This window comes from Coprobacter sp., from assembly GCF_982436375.1.
Genome location: NZ_CEWDCG010000144.1, coordinates 1 through 7,978 on the forward strand (window position 1 = coordinate 1; position 7,978 = coordinate 7,978).

The window sequence follows — 7,978 nt, forward strand, 5'->3', positions numbered from 1 at the left end:
CCGAAAGATTTTATAAAGAAATTATCATATATGCTATTATTTGGCGTATATATTTGTTTAATTTGCATTATCGATGGTATGAGGATGAATGTTATAAATGAGATGGAGAACCTTGATGTTTTTATATAAATTCTTATCTTTGAGAAATAAAATATTTAATTATGGCATTAAAAGTTGGAGATAAAATACCTGAGATTCTGGGTTATGACCAGACGGGGAAAGAGTTGAAACGAGAAGATTTTAAAGGAAAAAAATTGGTACTTTATTTTTATCCTAAAGATAATACCCCCGGATGTACGGCGGAGGCCTGCAGTTTACGAGATGCATATTCAGAATTGCAGAAAGCGGGGTATGAAATAATAGGAGTCAGTAAAGACAATGAAAAGTCTCATCAGAAGTTTATAGAAAAACAATCGTTGCCATTTTCTTTGATAGCTGATACTGAGGTACGGTTGAATCAAGAGTTTGGTGTATGGGCAGAAAAAAAGATGGCCGGGAGATCTTATATGGGAACTTTAAGGACAACATTTTTGATTGATGAGAACGGAATCATAGAGCGTGTGATAGAAAAAGTAAATACAAAAGAGCACGCTGCTCAGATTTTGAATGGAAAATAAAATAAGATAAATATGGAGAATACAGAAGAAAAAAAAGCTCCGATGGGTAAAATTCCTGTTCCGAGTGAAAAATTGAAGGCTTTGCAGGCCGCTATGGATAAAATAGAAAAAAATTATGGCAAGGGTGCAATTATGAAGATGGGGGATGACCATATCGATGAGATTGCCGTAATTCCTACAGGTTCTATTGGTTTGAATGCCGCTTTAGGTGTCGGAGGTTTTCCACGAGGCCGTGTGATCGAGATTTATGGTCCGGAATCTTCTGGTAAAACGACATTGGCGATTCATGCTATTGCCGAAGCCCAGAAAGCCGGAGGCATTGCGGCAATTATAGATGCAGAACATGCTTTTGACCGTTTTTATGCAGAAAAATTAGGGGTCGATGTAGAGAACTTATGGATATCTCAACCGGATAGCGGAGAACAGGCTTTGGAGATTGCAGAGCAACTGATACGCTCTTCTGCCGTAGATATTGTTGTTATCGATTCAGTTGCAGCGTTGACTCCTAAGGCTGAGTTAGAAGGAGATATGGGAGAATCTAAAATGGGATTACAGGCACGTCTTATGTCTCAGGCTTTGCGTAAATTGACGGCTACAATAAGTAAGACAAATACTACTTGCATATTTATCAATCAGTTGCGTGACAAATTAGGCGTGATGTTCGGTAATCCGGAAACAACGACAGGGGGGAATGCATTAAAGTTTTATGCATCTGTTCGATTGGATATACGTCGTGTCAGCCAGATTAAAGATGGGGACGAAGTGATCGGTAATCAGACAAGGGTAAAAGTTGTGAAGAATAAGGTTGCTCCTCCTTTCCGTAAAGCCGAGTTCGATATTATGTTCGGAGAAGGTATTTCTCGTGCAGGAGAGATCATTGATTTGGGAGTGGAAAAAGGCATAATTAAAAAGAGCGGCTCTTGGTTTAGCTATGATGATACAAAACTCGGACAAGGTAGGGATGCTGCAAAGAAATGTATTCAGGATAATCCGGAGTTGGCCGAAGAATTGGAAGCTAAGATCATGGAAGCCTTGCGACCTGCAACTAAGTAGTACTGAATTTAGGAAAATCAAATATGGAATAGTAGGATTTTAAGGAGTTCTGCTATTTCTTGTTTTCGAGACCTGTTTCCAAGGTTATCTTCTTGTTTCGAGAGGTTGATAAAATAAAAGAGTCATCTGTGATATTCCCTAGATAACTCTTTTATTTTTATTGTTTTATATTGTGATAAGGAAATTAATAATCATTGAAAGAATTGTTTCCTTCGGTCATATCTAAATCGTTGTAGCCTTCCTCATCCAATTCTGACGGGTCGAAAGATTCATCACCATAGAAGTTCTCTCCGAGTCCGGTATCGGTGTTATTTGAGGTTTTTTCCAGTTCGTCAAAATCCATTAGTTGAGTAGGAGGGTTACCTTTAGATTTGGAGCAAATGGCTTTATCTAGGTTTTTACCTGGAACGATTTCTCGTAATTCCATAAAAAATGATCGTTCGGTCATATTATCGAAAACGAAGATCAGCCGTTGTTTCTCGTCTTCCAATAATTCGCTGAGTCGGGTTTCTGCCATTACCCAAGAGTCGTCTTCGAAGTTGGTATCCATCTCCATTAAAGTGATTTCCGTTTTCTTTTCCCAGTCATCTTCACAAATGAAAAAGGAAGTCATTTGATCCTTAGTATAGTTGACCGATTCCAAAATCGCATCATTCAGCTCCAAAAAAGTGGCCTCAGAGTCGATACTGATTTCTCTTGCAAAGTCATCAACCTCATCAGATAGGATTAAGAATTTGAATATCATAATCAGATACAATCAGTTTATTTAAATCGTTTTTTCAGGTTTCGTTTAAAAAGAACCCCTTTGTTTATTGGGTAAAAATAATAAAAATATCTTGTATAGTATAACCCTTATCCGATTTTTTTATTCCTATTATTTACGTTATATTTTTAATCTGTGTTTTGAGTTATTCTGTATATAAAAAGAGGCACTAAACAGTGCCTCTCGGATTTCGGAAAATATTTCTTATTTTTATAGATAACCGCGAATAATTCCTCGTTGAGAGTTACGTACAAATAACACGATTTCGTCTCTTTCTTTAGTTGCGGGTAATTCTGCTTCGATACGTTCTATTGCATCCGAGTTATTTAAGCCGGATAGATAGAGGTATCGGTATATTTCTTGAATATCACGTATGGTTTCGTTGGTGAAATTACGTCGGCGCAAACCGATAGAGTTAATGCCGGCATAAGAAATAGGATTACGGGCGGCTTTGACATAAGGGGGTATATCTTTATTGATGAGTGATCCTCCTTGTATCATAACATGAGCACCTACATGACAGAACTGGTGTACAAGAGTACCGCCTCCGATAACTGCAAAATCATCGATTCGTACTTCTCCGGCTACTTGTGTCGCATTTGACATGATAATATTATCACCGATAACACAATCATGGGCAATGTGGCAATAAGCCATAAGAAGGCAATTATTGCCGATCACGGTTTTACCCTTCGATGCAGTACCTCTATTGATTGTAACACATTCGCGTATAGTGGTATTATCTCCGATTTCAGCGGTTGTTTCTTCCCCTTTGAATTTTAGGTCTTGAGGAATTCCTGAGATAACAGCACCGGAACAAATGTTACAATTTTTTCCGATACGGGCTCCTTCAAGAATTGTTACATTGGAACCAATGCGCGTCCCTTCACCGATAACCACGTTTTTATCGATAGTAACGAACGGTTCGATAACTACGTTAGGAGCTATCTTGGCTTCCGGATGTACATAAGCTAATGGTTGTTTCATAAAAGTGGGTATTATTTATTTTTTATAATCTGAGCCATAAATTCAGCCTCGGTTGTGATTTTGTTACCTACGAAAGCGTATCCTTTCATATAGGCACATCCTCTGCGTAATTCTGTCATGAATGAAATATGGAATATAACAGTATCTCCCGGAACTACTTTTTGACGGAACTTTACGTTATCTATTTTTAAAAAATAGGTCGAATATTTTTCTGGATCTTCGACTGTATTCAATACCAATAATCCCCCTGTTTGTGCCATAGCCTCAATCAACAAGACTCCGGGAGTGACCGGTTCTTGTGGAAAATGGCCTTGAAAAAACGGCTCGTTCGATGTAAAGTTTTTTATCCCGACGATATGATTTTTCCCTATTTCGATGATTTTATCTACCAATAACATCGGATACCGATGAGGAAGCAATTGTTTGATCCGATTTACATCCATAATCGGCTCTTTATTCGGATCGTATGACGGGGCTTGTATTTCTTGCCGTTTCATTTCCTTGCGGATAGAGCGAGCCAGTTGATTGTTGATTTTGTGTCCGGGACGAGTAGCTATGATGCGGCCTTTAATCGGTTTTCCGATAAGAGCTATATCTCCGAGTATATCTAAGAGCTTATGGCGTGCAGGTTCGTTATCGAACACTAAGGGTTTATTATTGATATAGCCGAGTTCATCTACATGTTTGTGAGGAACATTCATCAAATCGGCCAGACGATCAAGTTCTTCTTGTGATGTTTTTTGATCATATATAACAATTGCATTATCGAGATCACCGCCTTTTATAAGATTATGTTTTACCAAAGGTTCTATTTCTCGGACAAATACGAATGTACGGCTTGCCGAAATCTCGTCTTTGAACTGTTCCAGATCCTCCAAACAAGCATATTGATTGTTGAGAACAGGCGAATCGAAATTTATCAGTACGTTTACACTAAAATGATCATCCGGTAATACTAATATCGATGATCCGGTATTTTCATCTTTAACCTCGATTTTATCTTTGATAATGTAATAATCCCTTTCTGCTTCTTGCTCGACGATGCCGGCTTTTTCGATTGCATCGGTATAATATTTGGCACTACCGTCGAGTATCGGAAATTCGGGAGCGTTTACTTGTATTAGGCAGTTATCTATTCCTGCTCCGTAGAGGGCAGCCATGGCATGTTCTATGGTACTTACGACAACTTCGTTTTTTCCCACTACAGTACCTCGTTGGGTTTCACTTACCTGATCTGCGACAGCTTCGATAACCGGTTGTTCGGGAAGGTCTATACGTTGAATTTTATACCCGTGATTTTCAGGTGCGGGAAGGAATGTGATTGTGATGTCCATTCCCGTATGCAATCCTTTCCCTGTTAAGGAGAAGCTGTTTTGTAAAGTCTGTTGTTTCATAAATATTCTCTAAATAATGCACTCTGAAATGAGAAAAGGCCTTACTTTTCGAGTTGTTTTTTTAAATTTTCAATTTCTTTCTGCAACTGCTTGACGGTTTGATTTAATTCCGGTAACTTTTTTATCATTACAGTAGAACGGGCAAATTCTCTTGCCGGTACTGCCGGATAACCCAATATGCTTGTGTCGGAACTTACGTGGTTAGGAATTCCCGATTGGGCACCTATATTCACCCGGTCACCGATAGTGATGTGTCCTGCAAAACCAACCTGCCCGCCAACCATGCAATGACTGCCTATTTTCGTTGATCCTGCAACGCCCACTTGGGCTGCCATAACCGTATTTTCTCCGATCTCTACATTATGGGCGACTTGAATCAAATTGTCCAGTTTAGCTCCTTTTCTTACAATAGTCGATCCCATTGTGGCGCGGTCGATCGTTGTATTTGCTCCGATCTCTACTTGATCTTCGATGATCACGTTCCCGATCTGTGCGATTTTTACGTATGCACCGTTATGAGGAGCAAAGCCGAAACCATCAGCTCCGATTACCGCACCCGCATGGATAATACAATTTTTCCCGATCACACAGTCATGATAGATCTTTACCCCGGGATATAAAATCGTATTATCTCCGATCGTTACGTTATCACCAATGTAAACTTGAGGATAAATTTTGACATTTTCTCCTACTTTTACATTTTCACTTACGTAAGCGAACGCACCTATATATACAGACTGAGAAATTGTTGCAGACGCTGCAATGTATGTATCTTTATCGATACCTTTTTTTTCGGGGCGTGCTTGGTTTACTAAGTTAAGTAATTGTGCTAGACAAGAATACGCATCATCAACCTTAATTAGTGTCGCATTTATTTTTTGTTCGGGTTCGAAATCCCGATTTACTAAAACTATACTGGCTTGGGTCGTATAGATGTGATGAGTATATTTGGGATTGGCCAAAAAAGTCAGTGTTCCGGGTTTCCCTTCTTCAATTTTAGACAAGTTGTTCACTTTAACTTGATTGTCTCCGATAATTTCGCCGTGAAGGAAATCGGCGATTTGCTGTGCGGAAAATTCCATTCGTATTAAGTTATATTCTAATGGTTACAAAATTGTTTCATTTTGCAAATTACGCATTTTTTTTTCAAATATGACGGATATTTATCTGTTTTTATTCAAGTATGGAAACCTCTGTATTATAAAAAGTTTTGTATATTCTTTGTCTGTTTAACCGGTTATGGTTCTCAGTGAGTATCGGGTAGAAATAGACTCTTAGATGCTGTCTATATTTTGCTCAGGTCAGATTTGAGAGTTTCTTTCGAGGATATTTTATTGTTTTTACGAGGATAATAGCGGATTGTCTGACGAGGGAAAAAAGACAAGAAGAAAACATAAAAATGACCTGGTAATATTTTCTGCATAGGAAAATTCAGACATTCTCTTAATGTATCTGTCTATTTCAGATAAAAATAAAAGTGACAAATTTAATTCAGAAATATCCCACATTAAAAATAATTACTTATTTTTGCATCTTGTAAATTTTTAATTGTATTGGGCGATTTTGCGTAATACCTTGAAAATCTAATGGCTTAATTATATAACCTGTTAACTTCTTTAATTATTATGAAGCTGTTACAAGCAAAATTAGCGAGATATGATGCCCCGCAAAAAGCGAAAGCTTTAGGCGTTTATCCGTATTTTCGCGAAATAGAAAGTGATCAAGATACTGAAGTCATTATCAACGGCAAGAAAGTATTGATGTTCGGGTCAAACAGTTATTTGGGGCTGACTAATCATCCGAAAATTAAAGAAGCAGCTATTGCTGCAATAAAAAAATATGGTACTGGTTGTGCCGGATCGAGATTCTTGAACGGAACGCTTGATATTCATGTAGAATTGGAAAAACGCTTGGCTCGTTTTGTCGGAAAAGAAGAAGCGATTATATATTCGACGGGTTTTCAGGTGAATTTGGGGGTAATATCTTGTCTTACCGGAAGAGAGGATTATATTATTTGGGACGAACTCGATCATGCTTCGATTATTGAAGGTCGTCGTCTTTCGTTTTCTACTCAGCTGAAATTTAAGCATAATGACATGGCCTCTTTGGAAAAGGTCCTGAAATCTTGTCCCGAAGACAAAGTGAAATTGATTGTTGTAGACGGTGTGTTCAGCATGGAAGGGGATGTTGCCAATTTGCCTGAGATTGTTGCTTTAGCAAAGAAATATAATGCTGCGATTTATGTAGATGAAGCTCATGGGATCGGAGTTTTCGGGAGACAAGGACGAGGAACTTGCGATCACTTCGGCGTAGCTCAAGATGTCGATTTGATTATGGGAACATTCTCAAAATCATTCGCTTCTTTAGGTGGTTTTGTCGCTACCGACTCTATTACGGCAAATTATTTGCGTCATAATTCTCGGTCCTATATATTCAGTGCCAGTATTACACCCGCTTCTACGGCGGCGGTGTCTGCCGCTTTGGATATTATGGAAAGTGAACCCGAACGTATAGAGCACCTTTGGGAAATGACTCATTATGCTTTGGACGGTTTTCGTAATATGGGGTGTGAGATAGGCAATACATCTACTCCTATCATTCCGCTATTTATTCGGGATAATAATAAAACATTCCGCATTACTCGTGAACTTTTCGACGAAGGGGTGTTTGTAAATCCGGTAGTGTCTCCTGCCGTACCCTCAGACAGTACATTGATTCGATTCTCTTTGATGGCTACACATACAAAAGAACAGTTGGATTTTGCTCTTGATAAAATCCAAAAGTGCTTTAAACGGTATGACTTGTTGAAATAGTTAAAAAATCGATTTTTTAAATTCATAATTTTCCCTCTATTCAATTATAATATAAGAATAGAGGGATTTTTTGTATTGGTCTTGTCATGATATTGTTCTGCAAGGATTTCGGTATTCATCCGGTGTATATCCTGATAATTTTTTAAATAATTTGCAGAAATATTGTTGGGATGGATAACCTAATTCTCGGGCAATACAAGAGACTGTTTTATTCGTATTGCAAAGACGTTCTTTTGCCAGATGCACACGTCTTAATTGAATATATTCGGCTATACTCATTCCTGTTTCGTGATTAAACAGATCTTCGAAATATGCAGAAGACAGATTCAAATTATTTGAACAGTAGTCGGA

Annotated in this window: 8 protein-coding genes; 3 read left to right on the forward strand and 5 right to left on the reverse strand. The window is 38.2% G+C overall.

Translation table 11 applies throughout. From position 1 onward, the window contains the following. Nucleotides 1–161 precede the first annotated feature (161 nt). The gene (bcp, locus tag AC1WHX_RS08645) at nt 162–617 is read left to right on the forward strand and encodes a thioredoxin-dependent thiol peroxidase (RefSeq protein WP_009317556.1); all 456 of its coding nucleotides are present in this window, start codon (nt 162–164) and stop codon (nt 615–617) included. Between the two features lie 12 nt (nt 618–629). Continuing rightward, entirely contained in the window at nt 630–1,670 is a 1,041-nt protein-coding gene (gene recA, locus AC1WHX_RS08650; protein WP_009317555.1) for a recombinase RecA, read from the forward strand. Nucleotides 1,671–1,854: 184 nt separating this feature from the next. Here recA and AC1WHX_RS08655 read toward each other — a convergent pair whose 3' ends face one another. The 4 genes from AC1WHX_RS08655 to lpxD form a co-directional block, all read right to left on the reverse strand. Further along, nucleotides 1,855–2,415 (reverse strand): IS1096 element passenger TnpR family protein, encoded by a 561-nt coding sequence (locus AC1WHX_RS08655; protein ID WP_009317554.1) that lies wholly within the window; start codon nt 2,413–2,415, stop codon nt 1,855–1,857. Between the two features lie 228 nt (nt 2,416–2,643). Continuing rightward, the gene (gene lpxA / locus AC1WHX_RS08660; protein WP_009317553.1) at nt 2,644–3,420 is read right to left on the reverse strand and encodes an acyl-ACP--UDP-N-acetylglucosamine O-acyltransferase; all 777 of its coding nucleotides are present in this window, start codon (nt 3,418–3,420) and stop codon (nt 2,644–2,646) included. An 11-nt stretch (nt 3,421–3,431) separates the two neighbouring features. Next, complete coding sequence (locus AC1WHX_RS08665) at nt 3,432–4,814, reverse strand: bifunctional UDP-3-O-[3-hydroxymyristoyl] N-acetylglucosamine deacetylase/3-hydroxyacyl-ACP dehydratase (protein ID WP_009317552.1); 1,383 nt, start codon at nt 4,812–4,814, stop codon at nt 3,432–3,434. A gap of 41 nt (nt 4,815–4,855) precedes the next feature. After that, complete coding sequence (gene lpxD / locus AC1WHX_RS08670) at nt 4,856–5,896, reverse strand: UDP-3-O-(3-hydroxymyristoyl)glucosamine N-acyltransferase (protein WP_122303415.1); 1,041 nt, start codon at nt 5,894–5,896, stop codon at nt 4,856–4,858. Nucleotides 5,897–6,439: 543 nt separating this feature from the next. On the opposite strand from lpxD, the gene spt reads away from it, so the two are divergent. Further along, nucleotides 6,440–7,627, forward strand: coding sequence for a serine palmitoyltransferase (gene spt, locus AC1WHX_RS08675; protein ID WP_009317429.1), 1,188 nt, complete (start codon nt 6,440–6,442; stop codon nt 7,625–7,627). Nucleotides 7,628–7,711: 84 nt separating this feature from the next. On the opposite strand, the gene AC1WHX_RS08680 is transcribed toward spt, so the two are convergent. After that, nucleotides 7,712–7,978, reverse strand: a 267-nt coding sequence (locus AC1WHX_RS08680; RefSeq protein ID WP_481229168.1) for a helix-turn-helix domain-containing protein, incomplete at its 5' end; no start/stop codon positions are given.

Coding starts and splice junctions, on each gene's coding strand:
- bcp (WP_009317556.1), top strand. CDS start 162: ATGGCATTAAAAGTTGGAGATAAAATACCTGAGATTCTGGGTTATGAC.
- recA (WP_009317555.1), top strand. CDS start 630: ATGGAGAATACAGAAGAAAAAAAAGCTCCGATGGGTAAAATTCCTGTT.
- AC1WHX_RS08655 (WP_009317554.1), bottom strand. CDS start 2,415: ATGATATTCAAATTCTTAATCCTATCTGATGAGGTTGATGACTTTGCA.
- lpxA (WP_009317553.1), bottom strand. CDS start 3,420: ATGAAACAACCATTAGCTTATGTACATCCGGAAGCCAAGATAGCTCCT.
- AC1WHX_RS08665 (WP_009317552.1), bottom strand. CDS start 4,814: ATGAAACAACAGACTTTACAAAACAGCTTCTCCTTAACAGGGAAAGGA.
- lpxD (WP_122303415.1), bottom strand. CDS start 5,896: ATGGAATTTTCCGCACAGCAAATCGCCGATTTCCTTCACGGCGAAATT.
- spt (WP_009317429.1), top strand. CDS start 6,440: ATGAAGCTGTTACAAGCAAAATTAGCGAGATATGATGCCCCGCAAAAA.